Origin of the sequence: Streptosporangium sp. NBC_01469, assembly GCF_036227305.1 — a bacterium.
Taxonomy (GTDB): Bacteria; Actinomycetota; Actinomycetes; order Streptosporangiales; family Streptosporangiaceae; genus Streptosporangium.
In genome coordinates, this window is the sequence record NZ_CP109465.1 from 206,737 (window position 1) to 224,699 (window position 17,963).

At 72.0% G+C, this 17,963-nt stretch carries 19 protein-coding genes; 8 read left to right on the top strand and 11 right to left on the bottom strand.

Going from position 1 to position 17,963, the window contains the following annotated elements; all coding sequences use genetic code 11:
* Positions 1–220: 220 nt before the first annotated feature.
* Positions 221–1,189: a 4-hydroxy-3-methylbut-2-enyl diphosphate reductase gene (locus OG587_RS00925; RefSeq protein WP_329085890.1), complete on the bottom strand. Its 969-nt coding sequence runs from the start codon at positions 1,187–1,189 to the stop codon at positions 221–223.
* 112 nt (positions 1,190–1,301) lie between these two features.
* Here OG587_RS00925 and OG587_RS00930 point away from each other — a divergent pair, with 112 nt between their 5' ends.
* Together OG587_RS00930 and xseA are read left to right on the top strand one after the other, a co-directional pair.
* Complete coding sequence (locus OG587_RS00930) at positions 1,302–3,089, top strand: hypothetical protein (protein WP_329085892.1); 1,788 nt, start codon at positions 1,302–1,304, stop codon at positions 3,087–3,089.
* A 27-nt stretch (positions 3,090–3,116) separates the two neighbouring features.
* Positions 3,117–4,325 (top strand): exodeoxyribonuclease VII large subunit, encoded by a 1,209-nt coding sequence (gene xseA, locus OG587_RS00935; protein WP_329085893.1) that lies wholly within the window; start codon positions 3,117–3,119, stop codon positions 4,323–4,325.
* Here xseA and OG587_RS00940 read toward each other — a convergent pair.
* The gene (locus OG587_RS00940; RefSeq protein ID WP_329085894.1) at positions 4,303–4,773 is read right to left on the bottom strand and encodes a GNAT family N-acetyltransferase; all 471 of its coding nucleotides are present in this window, start codon (positions 4,771–4,773) and stop codon (positions 4,303–4,305) included. The two genes, xseA and OG587_RS00940, sit on opposite strands and share 23 nt — an antisense overlap.
* A 392-nt stretch (positions 4,774–5,165) precedes the next feature.
* Between OG587_RS00940 and OG587_RS00945 the strand changes: the two genes are divergently transcribed.
* Positions 5,166–5,396, top strand: coding sequence for an exodeoxyribonuclease VII small subunit (locus tag OG587_RS00945; protein ID WP_329085896.1), 231 nt, complete (start codon positions 5,166–5,168; stop codon positions 5,394–5,396).
* 336 nt (positions 5,397–5,732) lie between these two features.
* Here the strand turns inward: OG587_RS00945 and OG587_RS00950 are convergent, their stop codons facing one another.
* Together OG587_RS00950 and OG587_RS00955 are read right to left on the bottom strand one after the other, a co-directional pair.
* A complete protein-coding gene (locus OG587_RS00950; RefSeq protein WP_329085899.1) occupies positions 5,733–6,266 on the bottom strand; it encodes a DUF4245 domain-containing protein in 534 nt (177 codons plus the stop codon).
* A gap of 38 nt (positions 6,267–6,304) precedes the next feature.
* Positions 6,305–6,910 carry a TetR/AcrR family transcriptional regulator gene (locus OG587_RS00955; RefSeq protein ID WP_329085901.1) on the bottom strand — a complete coding sequence of 202 codons (606 nt, stop codon included), beginning with the start codon at positions 6,908–6,910 and terminating at the stop codon, positions 6,305–6,307.
* 82 nt (positions 6,911–6,992) lie between these two features.
* On the opposite strand from OG587_RS00955, the gene glpX reads away from it, so the two are divergent.
* Entirely contained in the window at positions 6,993–8,027 is a 1,035-nt protein-coding gene (gene glpX, locus OG587_RS00960; protein WP_329085902.1) for a class II fructose-bisphosphatase, read from the top strand.
* Between the two features lie 229 nt (positions 8,028–8,256).
* Here glpX and OG587_RS00965 read toward each other — a convergent pair whose 3' ends face one another.
* Complete coding sequence (locus OG587_RS00965) at positions 8,257–8,859, bottom strand: DUF1707 SHOCT-like domain-containing protein (RefSeq protein ID WP_329085903.1); 603 nt, start codon at positions 8,857–8,859, stop codon at positions 8,257–8,259.
* A 313-nt stretch (positions 8,860–9,172) separates the two neighbouring features.
* Between OG587_RS00965 and OG587_RS00970 the strand changes: the two genes are divergently transcribed.
* From OG587_RS00970 to OG587_RS00985, 4 genes are all read left to right on the top strand, one after another.
* A complete protein-coding gene (locus OG587_RS00970; protein WP_329085904.1) occupies positions 9,173–9,535 on the top strand; it encodes a YbaB/EbfC family nucleoid-associated protein in 363 nt (120 codons plus the stop codon).
* 85 nt (positions 9,536–9,620) lie between these two features.
* Positions 9,621–10,493, top strand: a complete 873-nt coding sequence (locus OG587_RS00975) for a WXG100-like domain-containing protein (RefSeq protein ID WP_329085907.1) — start codon at positions 9,621–9,623, stop codon at positions 10,491–10,493.
* Between the two features lie 22 nt (positions 10,494–10,515).
* Complete coding sequence (locus OG587_RS00980) at positions 10,516–10,983, top strand: hypothetical protein (protein WP_329085908.1); 468 nt, start codon at positions 10,516–10,518, stop codon at positions 10,981–10,983.
* Positions 10,984–11,136: 153 nt separating this feature from the next.
* On the top strand, positions 11,137–12,303 hold the full coding sequence (locus tag OG587_RS00985) for an MFS transporter (protein ID WP_329085910.1): 1,167 nt from the start codon (positions 11,137–11,139) through the stop codon (positions 12,301–12,303).
* Between the two features lie 13 nt (positions 12,304–12,316).
* On the opposite strand, the gene iolD is transcribed toward OG587_RS00985, so the two are convergent.
* Genes iolD through OG587_RS01015 form a run of 6 tightly spaced genes read right to left on the bottom strand, consistent with a single transcriptional unit; the run spans position 12,317 to position 17,950 of the window.
* On the bottom strand, positions 12,317–14,161 hold the full coding sequence (gene iolD, locus OG587_RS00990) for a 3D-(3,5/4)-trihydroxycyclohexane-1,2-dione acylhydrolase (decyclizing) (protein ID WP_329085912.1): 1,845 nt from the start codon (positions 14,159–14,161) through the stop codon (positions 12,317–12,319).
* A 1-nt stretch (position 14,162) separates the two neighbouring features.
* Positions 14,163–15,002, bottom strand: coding sequence for a 5-deoxy-glucuronate isomerase (gene iolB / locus OG587_RS00995; RefSeq protein ID WP_329085913.1), 840 nt, complete (start codon positions 15,000–15,002; stop codon positions 14,163–14,165).
* Complete coding sequence (locus tag OG587_RS01000) at positions 14,999–15,124, bottom strand: hypothetical protein (protein WP_329085914.1); 126 nt, start codon at positions 15,122–15,124, stop codon at positions 14,999–15,001. The genes iolB and OG587_RS01000 overlap by 4 nt, the downstream gene beginning before the upstream one ends.
* Positions 15,121–16,002: a Cgl0159 family (beta/alpha)8-fold protein gene (locus OG587_RS01005; RefSeq protein ID WP_329085915.1), complete on the bottom strand. Its 882-nt coding sequence runs from the start codon at positions 16,000–16,002 to the stop codon at positions 15,121–15,123. Before OG587_RS01005 ends, OG587_RS01000 begins: the two co-directional genes overlap by 4 nt.
* Positions 15,999–16,964, bottom strand: a complete 966-nt coding sequence (gene iolC / locus OG587_RS01010) for a 5-dehydro-2-deoxygluconokinase (RefSeq protein ID WP_329085917.1) — start codon at positions 16,962–16,964, stop codon at positions 15,999–16,001. Before iolC ends, OG587_RS01005 begins: the two co-directional genes overlap by 4 nt.
* Positions 16,961–17,950 carry a TIM barrel protein gene (locus tag OG587_RS01015; protein ID WP_329085919.1) on the bottom strand — a complete coding sequence of 330 codons (990 nt, stop codon included), beginning with the start codon at positions 17,948–17,950 and terminating at the stop codon, positions 16,961–16,963. Before OG587_RS01015 ends, iolC begins: the two co-directional genes overlap by 4 nt.
* Between the last annotated feature and the right edge of the window lie 13 nt (positions 17,951–17,963).

A 17,963-nucleotide genomic window follows, 5' to 3' on the forward strand; every position in this document is an offset into this window, starting at 1 on the left:
GCCGGGCGCGAGACCCCACCCGTGGCGGGATCCCTCGGGGGCCCTCGGAGGTTCCTCAGGTGAGGGGATCTCCTGAGGGAGGCATCCGATGATGAGGCCCCTTGGGTGAGGGGACCTCCCTCGGGTGAGGGGGATCTCCTGAGGGAGGCGCCTGACGGCGGCGTCCCTCAGGAGAGGGACCTTCTGAAAGAGGCGCTCGGTCGGAGCGGCGTGATCAGGATCAGACCGTGGCGCGCAGGTCCCTGCGCAGCTCGTGCGGGAGCGCGAAGCGCACGCTCTCGTGGACGGACTCGACCTCTTCGACGTCCGCGAAACCGTTGCGCGCGAGGCGGGCCAGGACCTCGGCGACGAGCTCTTCGGGCACCGAGGCGCCGCTCGTCACGCCGACCGTGGTGACGCCCTCGAACCAGGCGTCGTCAATGAGCGAGGCGTCGTCGACCAGGTATGAGGCGTCGGCCCCGTGGTCGAGGGCGACCTCGACCAGCCGCTTGGAGTTGGAGGAGTTCTCCGAGCCGACGACGATGACCAGCTGGGCCTGGGCGGCGATCTCCTTGACCGCGACCTGGCGGTTCTGGGTGGCGTAGCAGATGTCGTCGCTCGGGGGGTCGATCAGGTTGGGGAAGCGCTCCTTGAGCCGGGAGACCGTCTCGGTCGTCTCGTCCACCGACAGCGTGGTCTGCGACAGCCAGACGAGCCGCTCGGGGTCCTTGACCCGCACGGTGTCGATCGAGTGCAGGCCGTCGACGAGCTGGACGTGGTCGGGCGCCTCGCCCGCGGTGCCCTCGACCTCCTCGTGGCCCTCGTGGCCGATGAGGAGGATGTCGTAGTCCTGGGAGGCGAAGCGCTTGGCCTCGTTGTGCACCTTGGTCACCAGGGGGCAGGTGGCGTCGATCGTCTTGAGGCTGCGCCGGGCGGCCTCCTGGTGGACCGCCGGGGAGACCCCGTGGGCGGAGAAGACGACGATGGCGCCCTCGGGCACCTGCTCGGTCTCCTCGACGAAGATCGCCCCGCGCTGCTCCAGCGTCCTGACCACGTGAGTGTTGTGGACGATCTGCTTACGTACGTAGATCGGAGCGCCGTACTGCTCCAGTGCCTTCTCCACGGCCTGGACCGCACGATCAACCCCCGCGCAGTAACCACGGGGCTTCGCCACTAGCACGCGTCGGGTCGCGGGGGTGTCTGAAGTCATGCTCTTATGCTACGTGGACACGCCCGCGAGACAGCCCATACGTCCCACAAGCTCATGCGGCACAAGTCTTGCCACACTAGCCTTCTCGATACAGACCTCCCAGGGAGACGACATGTCAGTCCCCGACATGATTCGCAATGTCACACAAAAGGCAAAAGACCTGCCGATGCACATGTTGCAGAGCGCGCTGAGCGGGGTCGGCCAGGCCCTGCTCCTCGGCGACCGCGTCCGGAGCAGGTTCAAGGGCACCTCCGGCCAGGGCGAGGCCACCGACGAGCCCGTCGGGACGGTCGGCGACCAGACCGCGAAGACCGGCGAGGAGACCACGGACCAGGCGGGGAAGCCCACCCGCCGCGAGCCCGTCATCTTCGCGCCGCGCCCGGGACAGGCCGCGAGCAGGCCCGCCGCCGAGAACAACGGGGCCAGGACCGCTCCCGAGCCGGTCATCTTCAGCCCCGCCAAGCCCGACGCCGCGGCCCCCTCCGCTCCCGAGACCAAGGCTCCCGAGACCAAGGCTCCTGAGGTCAAGGCTCCTGAGGTCAAGGCCGAGGCCGTCGACACCCCTGCCACCGCCGGAACCACCGAGGCGCCCGCCGCCCCGGAGTCCGGGACCGCCACGACGAAGCCCGCCAAGACCGTCGCCACGGAGACCCCTGCCGCCACCGAGGTGAAGGCCACAGAGGCCCCGGTCACCACGGAAACCCCGGTCACCACGGAGGCCCCGGCCGCCGCCGAGGTGAAGGCCACGGAAGCTCCGGTCACCACGGAAACCCCGGCCGCCGCCGAGCCCGCCAAGACCGCTGAGACCGTCGAGCCCGCTGAGACCGCCAAGAGCGCCGGACCTGCCGAGCCTGCCGAGCCTGCCGAGCCTGCCGAGGCCAAGGTCGCGGAGACCCCCGTCGCCGACGTCCCGGCCGCGGAGCCCGAGGCCGCCAAGAGCGTCACCCCGGAGGCCACAGCCACCGAGACCGCCCCGGTCGAGGTTCCCGCCGCCGAGGTCGCCGAGGTCAAGGCCCCCGCCACCAGGAAGCCCAGGGCCACCAAGGCCAAGACTCCCGTCGCGAAGCCCGAGACCGCAGAGCCCCAGGCCGTGGAGCCCCAGGCCGTGGAGCCCCAGGCCGTGGAGCCCCAGGCCGTGGAGCCCCAGGCCGTGGAGCCCCAGGCCGTGGAGGCGAGCGCGGTCGCCGAGGCCCCCGCCAGGAAGCCCAGGGCCACCCGGGCCAAGGCCAAGGCTCCGGTCACCGAGGCCACTGAGGTCACCGTGCCCGAGGCCGTGGAGTCCGAGGCCATCGCACCCGAGGTGGTCAAGGCCGCCCCGAAGGCCCGGGCGACCAGGACCCGCAAGACCACCAAGGCCGCCCCGGCGGAGGTCGCGGCCGGAAACGCCGGGAACGCCGGGAACACGGAGAACGGCAAGAGCACGGAGAGCGGCGCCCTGACGAGCGCCACGGCGAGTGCCACGGTGAGCAGCCCGGCGAGTGCCACGGCGGAGGCCGAGGCTCCCGCGGCGGTGAAGGTCGAGGTCACGAAGGTCGACACCGCGAAGCCCGAGACCTCGGACGCCGCGGTGATCGAGGTGACGGAGACCAGGGCAGCGGCCCCCGAGGCGGCCGACGCGGCCGGGCCCTCCCCGGAGACGACCACCGCGACGACCACCACGGCGACCGAGCCCTCCACCGTGACGACCGCCGCGACCACCACCACGGCGACGGCCGCCACACCCGCCGAGCCCCTGCCGGGCTACGCGGGGCTGACGGTCGCGTCCCTGCGGGCGCGGATGCGCGGCAGGACCGCCGCGCAGATCCAGGAACTGATCGCCTACGAGCGGGCCACCTCCGACCGCGAGGCCGTCGTGCGGATGTACGAGAACCGCCTGGCCAAGCTGGAGACCGCGGAATAGTCACGCCCGGCGCGTAGGCTCCCGGCCATGAGCTCGAAGACCACCCCTGAGCAGCCCCTCCCGGTTCGCACGGTGTTGCAGATGGTCGGCGGCTGGATCGGCAAGCTCGGCACCGTCTGGGTCGAGGGGCAGATCACCGAGTTGACCGCCCGCGGCGGCACGGTGTTCCTGACGTTGCGCGACCCGGTGGCCAACGTGTCGGCCCGGGTCACCTGCCCGCGCGGCGTGTACGAGGCGACCCTCCCCCGGCCGGTCGACGGCGCCAGGATCGTGGCCCATCTGAAACCCGACTTCTGGGTCAACAAAGGTTCCTTCGCGTTCACCGCGCTGGAGTTGCGGCCGGTCGGGGTCGGCGAGTTGCTGGCGCGGCTGGAGCGGCTGCGCCAGTTGCTCGCGTCCGAGGGGCTCTTCGGTGTCGACAGGAAGCGGCGGCTGCCGTTCCTGCCGGGCACGGTCGGGCTGATCTGCGGTCGCGACTCGGCCGCCGAACGCGACGTGCTGGAGAACTCGCGGCGCCGCTGGCCCGCCGTGCGGTTCAAGGTCGAGCCGGTGGCCGTGCAGGGGCCGTACGCGGTCGGTGAGGTCACCGAGGCGCTGCGCAAGTTCGACGCGGACGGCGAGGTCGACGTCATCGTGGTCGCGCGGGGCGGCGGGTCGATGGAGGACCTGCTGCCCTTCTCGGACGAGGCCCTCGTCCGGGCGGTGGCGGCGTGCCGCACGCCCGTGGTCAGCGCGATCGGCCACGAGCAGGACAATCCGCTGCTCGACCTGGTCGCCGACGTGCGCGCGTCCACGCCGACGGACGCCGCGAAGAAGGTCGTACCGGACGTCGGCGAGCAGATGACGCTGATCCGCCAGCTCCGCGACCGGGGCCGCAGGGTGGCGGGCGGCTGGCTCGACCGCGAGACGGCCTGGCTGGCGGCGGCCCGCTCCCGGCCCGCCCTCGCCGACCCGGTGCGCGAGGTCGAACGCAGGGCCGAGCAGGCCGAGCAGCTCAGGGACCGGGCGAGACGCTCCCTCACCGCCTCCCTGGACCGCGCCCAGGATTCGCTGGAACACCTGCGCGCCCGCCTGGTCTCGCTGTCTCCCGCCGCCACGCTGGAGCGCGGCTACGCGATCGTGCAGCGTCCCTCGGGCGACGTCGTACGGCTCGCGAGCGAGGTCTCCCCCGGTGACGAGCTGACGGTGCGTTTCCCCGACGACCGGGTGACGGTCAGGAGCGAGACCGCCACGTGAGCGAGGGATAGCCGTCGTCGACGAAGCCGAACTCCCGGTAGAGGGGTTCGGCGTCGGAGGTCGCGTGCAGGTCGACCCTGCGGACCCCGCTGCCGCGGTACCACTCCAGGAGGGCCCCTATGATCGCCCGGCCGTGACCCCGGCGCCGGTGCCGGGGGTCGGTGGTCATGCCCTGGACGTAGCCGTAGCGGCCGTCGGGGAGGGAGGGGCCGGGAAAGCGCTGGAAGATGAGGCCGATCCCGCAGGCCGCCAGGCCCGCGCCGGTGGCGTCCACCACGTAGACGGCCGTGTCGGAGCTGCCCAGCCGCTCTTCAAGGCTCTCCGCGTAGGCCCCCTGCCACTCTTCTTCGATCGGGTAGCTGCCGTCCTGGGCCATCCGGTCGGCCAGAATCTCACGGAGACGCACCAGCTCGGGGATGTCCTCCGGGGTCGCCTCACGAACGCTCATCCGGGCATTGTGCCAGCTGTACGCCCCGATGAAGCGGCCGGGGGAGGCACGCCGTGGATCACGCCGTCGCGGATGCGCGGTGTGCCGGTGGCGAACCACCGGCGGTGATGTGCCGGTGCCGGACCATGGACGGCGGTGTGCCGGTGCCGGAACCACAGGCGGTGCCGGAACCACAGGCGGTGCCGGAACCACAGGCGGTGCCGGAACCGGGGACGGGGACGGAACCGCGGACGGAACCGCGGACGGAACCGCGGACGGTACGGCGAGGCGAGGCGTCGCCGGGCGGCCGTCACCGGTGAGGCCGTGCCGGGACAGGGCCGGGACCGCGCCGGAGCCGCGCCGGGTGGGCGTCACGGCTGAAGATCCCCGGGACACGACCTAAGGTGGGGTGCGTGGCCGATGAGAAGACACCGTCGTACGAGCAGGCGCGCGAGGAGCTGACCGAGGTGGTCCGCAGCCTTGAGGCGGGCGGGCTCACGCTGGAACAGTCGATCGAGCTCTGGGAGCGCGGCGAGAAGCTGGCCGCGGTCTGCGAGGAGTGGCTCCAGGGGGCCAGGGTGAAGCTCGCGGCGGCCATGGCGCAGCGGCGGCAACCCGACCCTGCCGGAGACGCCCCCTTCTGAGCGGCCCGGCCCAGGCACTCCGGGTCGGCGCCATCCCGCGATCGACCCCCTGACCCCCTGACCCCCTGACCCCCTGACCGCCGGACGGGCGGACAGGCGGACAGGCCGGGCGCGGTCAAGACCGGGACGTGCCTTGCGCGCCGCACGGGGAGGCGTCATCCCACCCGAGGCCCGAACAGGCGCACGGGAAAGCGGGCACCCACCCGAGGCACGAACGGGCGCACGGGCGGCACTCACCCGAAGCCCGAACGGGCGCACGGGGAAAACGGCACCCGCCCGAAGCACGAACGGCTGGCGGGAAGGCGGCACCCCACCTCGAGGCCCGAACGGCGGACGTCAGGAGGTGTTTTTCGGCTGCTGCTTGAGGGACCCGGCCAGGGTGGACAGCTCGTCCCACGGGGCGGTGCCGGTGACGACGATCGTGACGTCCGGCAGGAAGCGTACGAGGGAACGCTGGTCCTTGTCCTCGCGGAGGCGCTGCTCCCAGGTCACGCCGTTGATCTGGACGGTGCCGGTGACCGTGGAGGTGTTGGAGAGCCGGTTGGCGAACTCGGCCGCGGGCTTCTCGTCGCTCTGGGCGAGCATCGCGTGGAAGCGCTTGGCGGTGGCGAAGCCGAGCCTCCAGGTCGTGACGCCGTTGGCGTTCGTGTTCCTGGAGCTGTTCGGGACCCATCCGGCGGCGACGGGCTCGGGCGCCCACAGCTGAAAGGGCGCCGTACGGCGCAGGTCGGCGAGGGCGATCGAGTAGTCGACCCTGGGGATGTGCTCGGTCCTGCTCTGCGGCGTGATCAGCAGGAACAGGCCGACAGCGCCCAGACAGACCGCCATCGCGACCACATAGCCGTAGAAGCCCTGAGTGAACCTTTGCACGACTGTCGACACTATCCGTTCGGGAGGGCGGTCCGTCCTCAGGGGCGGCGGATCTGGGCGATGATGGTCAGCACGTCCTCGGCGAGAGCCCGTGAGGCGTCCTCGTCGTCGGACAGGGCGACCTCGGAGACCGCGGCGGCGAGCGCGCCGGTGAGGACCACGACCAGTGCTCCCTCGTCGCCCTCGAACAGGGCGGCGTTGCGCTTGGCCCACTGCCGGAGCCGGTCGCGCATGATGACCTCGAACCCCGGCGGCCCGTCTCCGCGCAGGAACAGCGCGGAGATCTCCCGCTCGGCCAGGCAGCCCTCCAGGTAGGCGCGGGCCCCGGCGATGAACAGCCGCATCGGGTCGCCCTCACCCTCCGCCCTGGCATCCTGGACCGCCTGCTTGGTCCGCTGGGTCTGACGGGTCTGGAACTCCTCGAAAAGCGTGAGGTAAAGGTCGGCTTTGCCGGAAAAATGATGGTAAAGACTTCCGACACTGGCTCCCGCGCGGGCGACCACGTCGGTGACCCCGGTTTCGGCGAAACCGCTCGTGACGAAGATCTCCCTCGCGGCGGACAGGAGCGCGACGCGCGTGGCGGCACCTCGTTCGGAGGTCCGCGCACCCACGCCTTTCACCAGTCGTTCCGTGTCGCTGCTCATGGTGGGCACATTATCCTCCGCCGACCGGTCAGAGGGGGGCCAACTACGATCGTTGCATTAACCACGAGAGGGGTTTCCCACCATGTCCGATGAGACGTCCGTTCCCGACGCCCTCGCCGCGGGAGAGCACGCACCCGATCGCAACCTCGCTCTGGAACTGGTCCGGGTCACGGAGGCGGCCGCGATGGCCGGTGCCCGCTGGGTCGGGCGAGGTGACAAGAACGGCGCCGACGGCGCCGCGGTGAACGCCATGCGCCAGCTGATCAACACGGTGTCCATGAGCGGCGTGGTGGTGATCGGCGAGGGCGAGAAGGACAACGCGCCGATGCTCTACAACGGCGAGCACGTGGGCGACGGCAGCGGCGCGGCGTGTGACGTGGCCGTGGACCCGATCGACGGCACCCGGCTCACCGCGCTCGGCATGCCCAACGGCATCTCGGTGATCGCGGTCAGCGAGCGCGGCTCGATGTACGACCCGTCGGCCGTCTTCTACATGGACAAGCTGGTCACCGGCCCCGAGGCCGCCTCGTCGGTCGACATCAACGCGCCGGTGGCCGACAACATCGCCGCGGTGGCCCGCGCCAAGGGCGGCGTGCCGTCGGACGTGACCGTGGTCGTCCTCGACCGGCCCCGCCACGAAAAGATCATCCGGGAGATCCGGGAGGCCGGCGCCCGGATCAGGCTCATCACCGACGGCGACGTGGCCGGTGCGATCATGGCGGCCCGGGTGGGCACCGGCGTCGACCTGATGCTCGGCATCGGCGGCACCCCGGAGGGCATCATCGCCGCGTGCGCGCTCAAGTGCCTGGGCGGCGTCATCCAGGGCAGGCTCTGGCCGCAGGACGACGCCGAGCGCCGCCGGGCGCTGGACGCGGGCCTCGACCTCGACGCCACGCTGAGCACCGACGACCTGGTCAGGTCCGACGACGTGTTCTTCGCGGCCACCGGGATCACCGACGGCGAGCTGATGCAGGGCGTCCGCTACCGCGCGGGGGCGGCCATCACCAACTCCCTGGTCATGCGCGGCCGTTCGGGGACGATACGGAAGATCGAGAGCGAGCACCAGCTCTGGAAGCTGCGGGCCTACAGCGCGATCAACTTCGACAGCGCCAGCTGAGAGACGGACGCCGGAGCCGGGCGCCCTCAGCCGAGGAGCACCCCCGGCGAGGAGCACCCCCGGCGAGGGGCCCTCGGCGAGGGGCCCTCGGCGAAGAGCTCTCGGTGAAGGGCCCTCGGCGAAGAGCTCTCGGTGAAGGGCTCTCGGTGAAGAGCTCTCGGTGAAGGGCTCCTGACGAAGGAGCGACGGCGGCACGGAAACAGCGCCGGCCGCCGACCCGGGAACGGTGTCAGCGGCGGAACCAGGAGCGGCGGGGACGCTTGGGAGACTTGGCCACGATGCTCCCAAGCGTGACGAGGCCGGTGATCTCGATGACCGGCCCGTCGGGCGAGGCCGGAACCTGGTTCTTCTTGCCCCCCATGAACGCCGAGGCGGGCATCTCGATCCGCACGCCCTCCGGGACGATCAAGGTGAGGGTGCCGCCCATCACGGTGACGTGCAGGGTGACGTGGCTGGACTGGAGCAGCGCGTCGCGCAGGTCGAGTTTGACGTTGGCGCAGATCGCGGTGGCCGTGAACCGGGTCGGCACGACCCAGCGGCCGGAGCGCTCCTCGGAGCCGAAGAACGCCGCCACCGGGCGGACGTCGGTGCGGAGTGGCTGTTCCTCGGGCGGGAGCAGGTCCGCGGTGAGCGCGGAGAGCTCCCCGAGCGTACGGGCGCCGTAGAGCGCGTCGGTGCGCTCGTCGTGCTCCGCGTGGTCGAGGCGCCCGTCGGCGAGCGCGTCACCCAGCGCGGCGGCCACGCGTTCACGGTCGGCGTCGCCCGCCCGTAGGTCGGCGGGACCGGGCTCACGGTGGTGACGGCGGTTCGCGGGCGGGCTGGGACTCTCCACCCCTTGACCCTAATCCCTGCGGGGCCGTCAGGAGCGTCTCCGGCCGACCGGTGAACCGCGCCCCGGCCGCCTGACACGGCAGGCATCCGGTAAGCCGATGCGGATCGTCCAGATCCCTGACCGGAAAACCCAGTATTCCTATCGGTTGAGTTGCTATGTGCCATCTCTGTGATCTACGTTGGTCGGGCGACAGCCGGGGGCGCCTCGTCGCTCGGGCGGCGGGACAGGCCCCTGGCGACCGGCCGACCCGCCACATCGCGGGTGACCGCCGGATCACCCCAGGCACTCGACCACCCCGACGTCCAGGAGCGCTGTGAGATCACCCATCGAAATGCTCGGCGGCAGTGGCGACGAGGAGCTCAACAGGCTGCTGGAGCAGTTCCGCCAAGAGGTCACGGGGCTTGAGGAACTTCAGGAACATATCTCCGAGGTCCGCGGTCGAGGCGAGGCGGCGCAGGGACGCGTCACCGCCGAGGCGTCGCTGACGGGCGCGCTCATCAGCCTCACGATCGACCCTCGCGCCATGCGGCTCGGCTCGGGCGAATTGGCCGAGGCCATCCTCCAGGCGGCCGACGGGGCGGCCCGCGACGCCGGGGAACGGGCGAGAGAACTGGTGAATCCCTTCGTCGCCGACACCCTGCTCGAAACCGTCCTGCCGCCCCAGGGCAGGCGGTGAGCGTGGTACGGCCTTCCTGCCCGGGTGACCGGCCACAGGGCGTCTTCCGTTGAACATCAGTCCTGGACGTATCTCAATCTACGGCTTGGGCACGCTGGGCCTCGCGGCGTTCGTCTTCAAGATGCTCGCGGTCGACTATCCGGACGGCGATCCGGACGGTGCCCGCCAGGCCGCCAAGGTCTGGGCACGGCTCGCCGAGCGCATCGAGCAGAGCCCGCACAACACCTACCCGTCCGCCGAGGCGGTGTGGAAGAAGAACGAGGGCGAGGGCGTGGAGGCGTTCAAGAAAGCCATGACCTCCAAGCTCTACACAGAGCCCGCGGCGGCGAGTTTTCCCGGACGGCTCGCCCTCCTCTGCAGGCGGAACAGCGAGGCGTGTGCGGAGTACGCCGAGATCATCGAGACGGCGCAGCACGCGTACCGCACGGCGGCGTGGGCGAACTTCGCCAGCTTCGTCTTCATCACCACCTTTCCCTGGCAGAACGCGGCGGCCGGCCATCTGACGAAGATCCTCATCCGGCGGGCGGAGGCGACAATCTTCGCCAAGCTGATCGCACACGCCGTCGCGAGGACCGTGCTGACCAAACTCACCGTGGCCACGCTCGGCAGCGTGTCCTTCGCCGTGGGGGACGTGGCCACGGTGGCCGGTGTTCGCGCCCTGCGGGGCGAGGACCCGGGTTCGTTCAAAGAGAACGCGGTGCAGGCGCTGAAGGAGTTCACCGCCTCGATGGCCTTCTACGGCGTGTCCGAAGCGGCCACCCCGGTAGTCAACGCGATGACCAAGAACGCCGAGGTGCAGGGCTTCCTGGGCAGGATCGCCGGGGGCTCGTTCGGCTACGGCCCCACGTACGACCTCCTGAACGGGGAGAGAGGCGGGGAACTCGCCCCCACCTGGGAGCAGACCCTGGGCAGGGCTCTTCTCTATTTCACGATGGCCCACAAAAAACCAACGGATTGACCTGTCGAGGGTGATGCCAGATATGTCCCTACCCGACCCGGCGGACCCCACGGCCGCGCCCTCCGGCGGTTCCCGCTCGTACGACGTCACGGGCGTGACGCCTCGCCCGTCCCTGGAGATCGTCCCGGCCCACCTCCGGTCCGCCGCGGACGCCTTCGACACCGAGAGGATCGAACTCTCCGACGCCGTCAGGCAGGCGGCCACGGAGCTGAACGCCATCGGGAACTTCTGGGGCAGCGGCGAGGAGGCGACGAAGTTCTTCAAGGGGGTGGGCGGCGGCACGGGGTACGAGGCCGTCTCCAGCCAGGCCATACAGGGCACGGACGTGCTGCTGAAGGCCCACGAGGACATCCCCGCGCTCATCCTCCTGATGGTCCACACGGTCGAGACCGCCGACTGGGACAGCATCGCCGCGATCCTCTCCGCCCTTCCCGCCCCCGACACGAGCCTGCCGGTGTGGGGAGAGTCGAACGACGCCGACGACTCATAGAGACCGTTCTCGAATGTCCCGGACGGCGGATACGCGAAACCGGCCGGGACCTCTCACGTCCCGGGCGGAACACCGCAGGCCATTGACCGCCGGGTACGGCGCCCCTAGCCTGACGGGAACTTGAATCCCCCTCATGTTCCCCCGGAGGTCGTCATGCCGACCCCACGTGACAGGCAGGCGCGGGTGGCGACCTGGGCCGCGTTCTTCGTCCAGGGAATCTGTTTCGCCACCCTGCTCACCCACGTGATCGACCTCCAGCACAGGTTCGGGCTGAGCGACGGCGACCTCACCCTGGTCCTGCTGCTCGTGCCGGTGATCGCCGGGGTCGGCAGCGCCGTCGCGGGGCTCCTGGCGAGCCGGTACGGCAGCGCCCCGGTCCTGCGGATCTCCCAGGTCGGCGTCTGCGCCGCCGTGGTCCTGTCGGGCTGGAACGACCAGCTCGCCGGGCTGTACGCGCTCAGCGCCGTGTTCGGCCTGTTCGTCGGCGCGGTGGACGCGGCGATGAACATGCAGGCGGTCGCGGTCGAGCGCCGGTACGGCATGAGCGTGCTGACCGGCTTCCACGCCGTGTGGAGCGTCGGCTCGATGCTGGGCGCCGGGTTCAACTCCGCCTTCAGCGCGCTCGGCGTGGAACTGGGCTGGTCCTTCTCCGTCCCGGTGCTGATCGGCGCGGTGATCTCGACGGTCATGCTTCCCCGCCTCTACGGGCGGGACGAGGAGAGGTCCGGTGAGCGTGCCGCGCACGCGGCGCCCCGGGTGCCGTGGCGGCCGATCGTCCCGCTCTGCCTGGCGATGGCGTTCCTGTACGTCGGCGACGCGGCGGTCTCCAACTACAGCACGGTCTACATGGAGAAGGCGCTGGCGGCGGGCGGCTGGCTGGTGCCGTTCGCCTACCTCGTCTACCAGGCGACCATGCTCCTGGCGCGGGTCCCCGGCGACCTCGCCGTCCGCAGGTACGGACCGGCGCCGGTGGTCCGGGTGGGCGCGGTGATCGCGGCGGTGGGCACGCTGGGAGTCGTCGTCGCGCCCGGCGTCGCGGTGGCCGTCGTGTCGTTCGGCCTGATCGGCATCGGCCTGTCCGTCATCGCCCCGCAGTCGTTCTCGGCCGCGGGCCGGCTGGGTGCCGGGGCGGAGACCGCGATCGCGCGGGTCAACATGTTCAACTACGTCGGCTTCCTCGTCGGCGCGGCCGTGGTCGGGACGCTCAACGACACGGTGAGCGTCCGGGTGGCGTTCGTGCCCGCCGCCGTCCTGGTGGCCCTGATCGTGTTCCTCGCCCGGGGCTTCCAGCCGGACCCGGAACCCGCCGCGCGACGGTAGCCGCGCGAGGACCTCACAGGTAGGGGCGCTGGTCCCGCTTGGCCTGCTCGTAGGCGGCGCGGGCCCGCCGCACCTCCGGCAGCCCCGACACCTCCGCCACCGGCACGTCCCACCAGGCCGTGGTCTCGGGACCGGGACCCGGCACCGTCTCGACGTACACCACGGTGGTGCCGACGGCCTCCCTCGCCTTGGTGAGCGCCACCCGCAGCGACTCGGGGCCGTCGGCGCGGATCACGTCGGCGCCCAGGCTGGCCGCGTTGGCGGCGAGGTCGACCGGGAGGAGGGCGCCGTCCAGCGCGCCCCCGGCCCCGCGCATCCGGTAGGCGGTGCCGAGGCGTCCCGCCCCGACCGACTCCGACAGGCCGCCGATGGAGGCGAAGCCCCGGTTGTCGACCAGCACCACGACGAGCTTGACGCCCTCCTGCACGGCGGTGGCGATCTCCTGGGCCATCATCAGGTAGGACCCGTCGCCGACCAGTACGAACACCTCGCGTTCCGGCGCGGCCAGCTTCACCCCGAGCCCTCCGGCGATCTCGTAGCCCATGCAGGAGTAGCCGTACTCGACGTGGTAGGACTTCGGGTCGCTCGCGCGCCACAGCTTGTGCAGGTCCCCGGGCATCGACCCGGCCGCGTTGACCACCACGTCCGAGGGCCGAGCCACCTCGTTGAGCATGCCGAGCACCACCGGCTGGGTCAGCGCGTCCCCGGTCGTGAGCAGGGAGACCTGCTCCTGCCAGTCGTGGGTCAGGCGCGTCGCCCTGGCGGTCCAGCCGGGGTCGGCGCTCCACCCTCCGAGGTCCAGGGCGCGCAGCGCCTCGCGGGCGTCGGCGACGAGCGTCTCGCCGGAGTGCTTGGCGGCGTCGAAGGCCGCGACGTTGACGTTGAGGAACGCGGCCTCGCCGAACAGGGTGCGGGAGGCGGTGGTGAAGTCGGTGTAGCGGGTGCCGACCCCGATGACCAGGTCGGCGTCGCGGGCCAGGTCGTTGGCGGCGGCGGTGCCGGTGTGCCCGATCGCGCCGACCGCGCAGGGGTGGTCGTACGGCAGCGTCCCCTTGCCCGCCTGGGTCTCCCCCACCGGGACGCCGTGCTCGGCGGCGAAGGTGGCCAGCGTCTCCCACGCCTCGCTGTAGACCACCCCGCCCCCCGCCACGATCAGCGGCCGCCGCGACCGCCTGACCAGCTCCGCCGCCCGCGCCAGCGCGGCGGGTTCGGGGACGGGCCGCGCCACGTGCCACACCCGGCGGGCGAACAGCTCCTCGGGCCAGTCGTACGCCTCCGCCTGCACGTCCTGCGGCAGCGCCAGGGTGACCGCGCCCGTCTCGGCCGGGTCGGCCAGCACCCGCATCGCGGCCGGAAGGGCCGCGAGAAGCTGCTCGGGCCGGTTGATCCTGTCGAAGAACCGGGAGACGGGGCGCAGCGCGTCGTTCACGGTCACGTCGGGGAAGCGGGGGTCCTCCAGCTGCTGCAGGACCGGGTCGGCGGCGCGGGTGGCGAAGACGTCGCCGGGCAGCAGCAGCACCGGGATCCGGTTGATCGTGGCCAGCGCCGCCCCGGTGACCATGTTGGTGGCGCCGGGGCCGATCGAGCTGGTGCAGGCGAAGGTGGACAGCCGGTTGCGGGCCCGCGCGTAGCCGACGGCGGTGTGCACCATGGCCTGCTCGTTGCGCGCCAGGTAGTACGGCAGGTCGCCGTCCGTTCCCGCGCCCCGCTCGGCCAGGGCCTGCCCGATCCCGGCGACGTTGCCGTGGCCGAAGATGCCCAGGCATCCGGCCACCAGCCGGTGTTCCACGCCGTCGCGCTCCGACCACTGGTTCGCGAGGAACCGCAGGAGCGCCTGTGCCACGGTGAGTCTCGTCATTTCACTGCGCCTCACGGGGCCTCACAGGGCCTTTCGTCATCGGAACTCTCGGGTCGACCGGCTGCTCCGCCCACGAGGCGCGGATCCAGGCATGCCGGGGGTCGTCGCAGAAGGCCATCGACCGTTCGGGCGCGGGCCCGGCCAGCACGTTCAGGTAGTAGAGGTCGTAGCCGGGGGCCGCCATCGACGGGCCGTGGTAGCCGCTGGGGACGAGCACCACGTCACCGCCCGCCACCTCGGCCAGCACCTCGTGGGTGCCGTACACCCGCTGGTAGCCGGGGCCGCCCTCGAAGTAGTAGATCTCCTCCAGCACGGCCTCGCGCTCGGAGGCCGTGTCGTGCTTGTGCGGCGGGTACGACGACCAGTTCCCGCCGGGGGTGAGCACCTCCACCGCGACGAGTTTGTCGCAGTCGAAGGCGTCGGGGGCGCAGAAGTTGTTCACCTGGCGGCTGGCCGACCCCGTCCCGCGCACCTCGACGGGGACCGCGTGCGCGGGACCGTACCGTACCGGGAAACGCCTGGTCGCGCGGGCGGCGGGGAGGGCGAAGCGGCCCTCGCCGGTGATCCGCGCGGTCGTGCCGACGGGCAGGTACGCGAAGTCGGTGACCGCGTGGAAGACCGAGGTCCTGCCGTTCAGCGCGAGCCGCACCCCGTCGCACTCGACCACGCACGCGCCCGACAGCGGCAGGACCAGCATCTCCTCGCCGCCGGTGTCGAACTCCACGCCCTCGCCGGACAGGCAGAGCACGCGGAGCCCCGCGTACGTCCACCCGGCCGCCTCCGGGGTGATCGACAGCGCCCACGGCGCCCGCGCGGTGCTTCCCGCGGGAACGAAGCTCATGGCCACTCCTCCCCGATGCCGCCCCGGCCAGGTCTCCCGTTGACGTTCTCACCGGCGTCGTCACGGCCGGGGCTCCCGTCCGCGTCCCCGCCGATGCCGCTCCGGCCAGGTCTCCCGTTCATGACACCTCCAGCATCGCCGCGGCGGTGTCGACGGCCGCGGCCACATCGTCGTCGGAGGGATACAGCAACGCGCGGCCCACCACCAGGCCCCGCACGCCGGGAAGCCGCAAAGCCTCGCGCCACGCCGCGTAGGTGAGCTCCGGCGCGCCGCCCGGATCGCCCCCCAGCAGCAGCGTCGGCAGTGTGGTGGCCCGCGTCACCCGTGCCATGTCGTCCACGACCGGGATCTTCAGCCAGGTGCGCGCGGAGGTCGCGCCGAGCGCCTGGGCGACGTGCATGGACCGGATGACCCCCTCGGGTGACAGGTCGTGGACGACCGTGCCGCCCGCCCGCCGGGACCAGAACGGCTCGACCATCGCGACCAGGTCGTGCGAGGCCAGCTCGGTGACGGCCCGGCCGCACGATTCCAGGGTGAGGGCGGTGGCCGGGTCGTCCACGCCGATCCGGCAGAGCATCTTGCCGCCGTCCAGGCCGGTCCGGACGATCGAGGAGGTGTCGTAGGCGGTGAAGCGGTCGTCGAACTCGAAGGCCGCCCCGTGCAGGCCGCCCCGGTTCATCGACCCGATCACGATCTTGTCCTCCAGCGCGCCGAGCAGCAGGAGGTCCTCGACGACGTCGGGGGTGCCGAGCAGCCCGTCCACGCCGGGCCTGGCCAGCGCCACGCACAGGCGTTCCAGGAGCTCGACGCGGCTCTCCATCGCCCCGGGGCGGCTTCCGACGCCGACGACGCCCCTGGCCGTGTGGTCGGCGGCGATGATCAGAAGCCGGTCGCGCTCCTCCAGCGGCCTCCCGCGCCGCCGCGCCGCCGCCGCCTCCGCGATCCGGCCGGGAAACCGTGCCCGCGTGTCGAGGAGCATCCGGTGCTCTCGCTCGTTCATGTGCCTCCCACCCCTGCCCGGCCGCCACCGGTCGCGCCGAGCACGTCCATCACCTCGTCGAGCCGTGGCATGGCCGGGGCGCAGGCCAGCCGTCCGGCGACGATGGCCCCGGCCGCGTTGGCGAACCGCAGCGTGGCCTCGAGCGGCCAGCATTCGAGGAGACCGTGGCAGAGGGCGCCGCCGAAGGCGTCTCCCGCGCCGAGGCCGTTGACCACCTCCACCGGCACCGGCGGCACCTCCACCGTCTCGGCCGCGGTCATGCCGAGCACCCCCTCCGGGCCCCGCTTCACGATCGCGAGCTCGGCGCCCGCCTCCAGCAGCGCCCCGGCGGCCTCGTACGGCTCGCGGGTGCCGGTCGCCACCTCGACCTCGTCCAGGTTCCCCACCGCCACCGTGACGTGGCGCAGGGCCTCGCGCACCTGCTCGCGGGCCTCCTCCGCGCCGGACCAGAACATCGGGCGGTAGTCGAGGTCCAGCACGGTGTGCGGCACGCGCCCCCTGGCCCGCCAGGCCGCGAGGTGCGCGCTCCTGGAGGGCTCCTGGGACAGCCCGGTGACGGTCGCCCAGAAGAGCCTCGCTCCCGCGACGGCCTCCAGGTCCAGCTCCTCGGGGAGGATCTCCAGGTCGGGGGCCTTGGGGAAGCGGTAGAAGTAGAGGGGGAAGTCGTCCGGCGGCCGGATCTCGCAGAACGTCACCGGGGTGGGCAGGTGCGCGACCGGGGTGACGAAGCTGTCGTCGACCCCGTACTCGCGCAGCGCGTCGTGCACGAAGAGCCCGAACGGGTCGTCCCCGGTCCTGGTGATCACCGAGCTGAAGTGGCCCAGCCGGGCGGCGGCCACGGCCACGTTGGTGGGACTGCCGCCCAGATACTTGCCGAAGGTCTCGACCTCGCGCAGCGACACCCCCACCTGCAGCGGGTAGATGTCGACCCCGGCCCGGCCCATGGTCAGGACCTCGATCATGCGCGTCCCCCGCCGGGAGACGCCCCGTCGCTCCCGGCGGTGAGCCTCCCCAGGTACGCCAGGCTCTCGCGGACGTTCTCCTTGGGGTCGCCGGGAGCGCCGGGACCGTTGGAGGCACCAGGAGCGTCGGAAACGCCGGGACCGTTGGGAGCGCCCTCGGCGGGGCCCAGCACGACGTCCTGCTCCAGGACGTACCAGCCGTCGTACCCGGCCGCCGTCAGGCCGCCGACGATGGCGGGGAGGTCCACGTCACCCCGGCCCAGCGGGCGATAGAGGCCGTCCTTCACGGCCCGGGTGTAGGTCAGCTCGCCCGCCCTCACCCGCCCGGCCATCGCGGCGTCCACGTCCTTGAGGTGGACGTGCGCGATCCGCCCCGCGGCGCGGGAGACCAGCTCGGCGGGGTCGGTGCCGCCCGCGAGGAGGTGACCGGTGTCGAGGCAGAGCGGCACCGGGCTGCCGTCAAGCACCCGCTGGACCTCCTCGCGGTTCTCCACCACGGTGCCGAGGTGCGGGTGCAGGGTGACGGTCCTGCCGAACTCCTTGGCGTTCTTGAGGATCCGGCGCAGGTTGCCCATCAGGGTCTTCCAGGCGGCGGCGTCCAGCTCCGGCCTGGCGTCGTAGCTCTCGCCGCCGGTGGAGGCGGCCAGCACGACCACGTCCACCTCGCCGTCCATGAAGGCGCGCATCGCGGCCCGGACGACCGGGAGCGGGTCGTGGTCGGCCTCGTGCAGGACGACGGGAACGAACCCGCCCACCGCCCGCAGCCCGTACTCCGCGAGCAGGGAGCGGCAGCGCGCCGGCGAGGGCGGCAGGAACCCGGAGGGACCGAGCTCGGTGGCCGTCAGACCCAGCTCCCTCATCTCGGCGAGCACCCGGGAACGATCCAGCTGCCGCCCCCAGCCGGGGACCTCGCAGACACCCCAGGAGATGGGCGCGCCGGCCGTTCTCAGCGGAGTGCCTCCGTCGGCGGAGCCGGACTCTCTCACAGGGTCGCCTCTT

What these genes read in the sequence shown, in the direction of transcription:
- OG587_RS00985 (WP_329085910.1), top strand. Translation starts at nt 11,137, where the DNA reads ATGCCGACCCCACGTGACAGGCAGGCGCGGGTGGCGACCTGGGCCGCG.
- iolD (WP_329085912.1), bottom strand. Translation starts at nt 14,161, where the DNA reads ATGACGAGACTCACCGTGGCACAGGCGCTCCTGCGGTTCCTCGCGAAC.
- OG587_RS00980 (WP_329085908.1), top strand. Translation starts at nt 10,516, where the DNA reads ATGTCCCTACCCGACCCGGCGGACCCCACGGCCGCGCCCTCCGGCGGT.
- OG587_RS00940 (WP_329085894.1), bottom strand. Translation starts at nt 4,773, where the DNA reads ATGAGCGTTCGTGAGGCGACCCCGGAGGACATCCCCGAGCTGGTGCGT.
- OG587_RS00925 (WP_329085890.1), bottom strand. Translation starts at nt 1,189, where the DNA reads ATGACTTCAGACACCCCCGCGACCCGACGCGTGCTAGTGGCGAAGCCC.
- OG587_RS01005 (WP_329085915.1), bottom strand. Translation starts at nt 16,002, where the DNA reads ATGAACGAGCGAGAGCACCGGATGCTCCTCGACACGCGGGCACGGTTT.
- OG587_RS00955 (WP_329085901.1), bottom strand. Translation starts at nt 6,910, where the DNA reads ATGAGCAGCGACACGGAACGACTGGTGAAAGGCGTGGGTGCGCGGACC.
- xseA (WP_329085893.1), top strand. Translation starts at nt 3,117, where the DNA reads ATGAGCTCGAAGACCACCCCTGAGCAGCCCCTCCCGGTTCGCACGGTG.
- iolB (WP_329085913.1), bottom strand. Translation starts at nt 15,002, where the DNA reads ATGAGCTTCGTTCCCGCGGGAAGCACCGCGCGGGCGCCGTGGGCGCTG.
- OG587_RS00930 (WP_329085892.1), top strand. Translation starts at nt 1,302, where the DNA reads ATGTCAGTCCCCGACATGATTCGCAATGTCACACAAAAGGCAAAAGAC.
- glpX (WP_329085902.1), top strand. Translation starts at nt 6,993, where the DNA reads ATGTCCGATGAGACGTCCGTTCCCGACGCCCTCGCCGCGGGAGAGCAC.
- iolC (WP_329085917.1), bottom strand. Translation starts at nt 16,964, where the DNA reads ATGATCGAGGTCCTGACCATGGGCCGGGCCGGGGTCGACATCTACCCG.
- OG587_RS01000 (WP_329085914.1), bottom strand. Translation starts at nt 15,124, where the DNA reads ATGAACGGGAGACCTGGCCGGAGCGGCATCGGCGGGGACGCGGACGGG.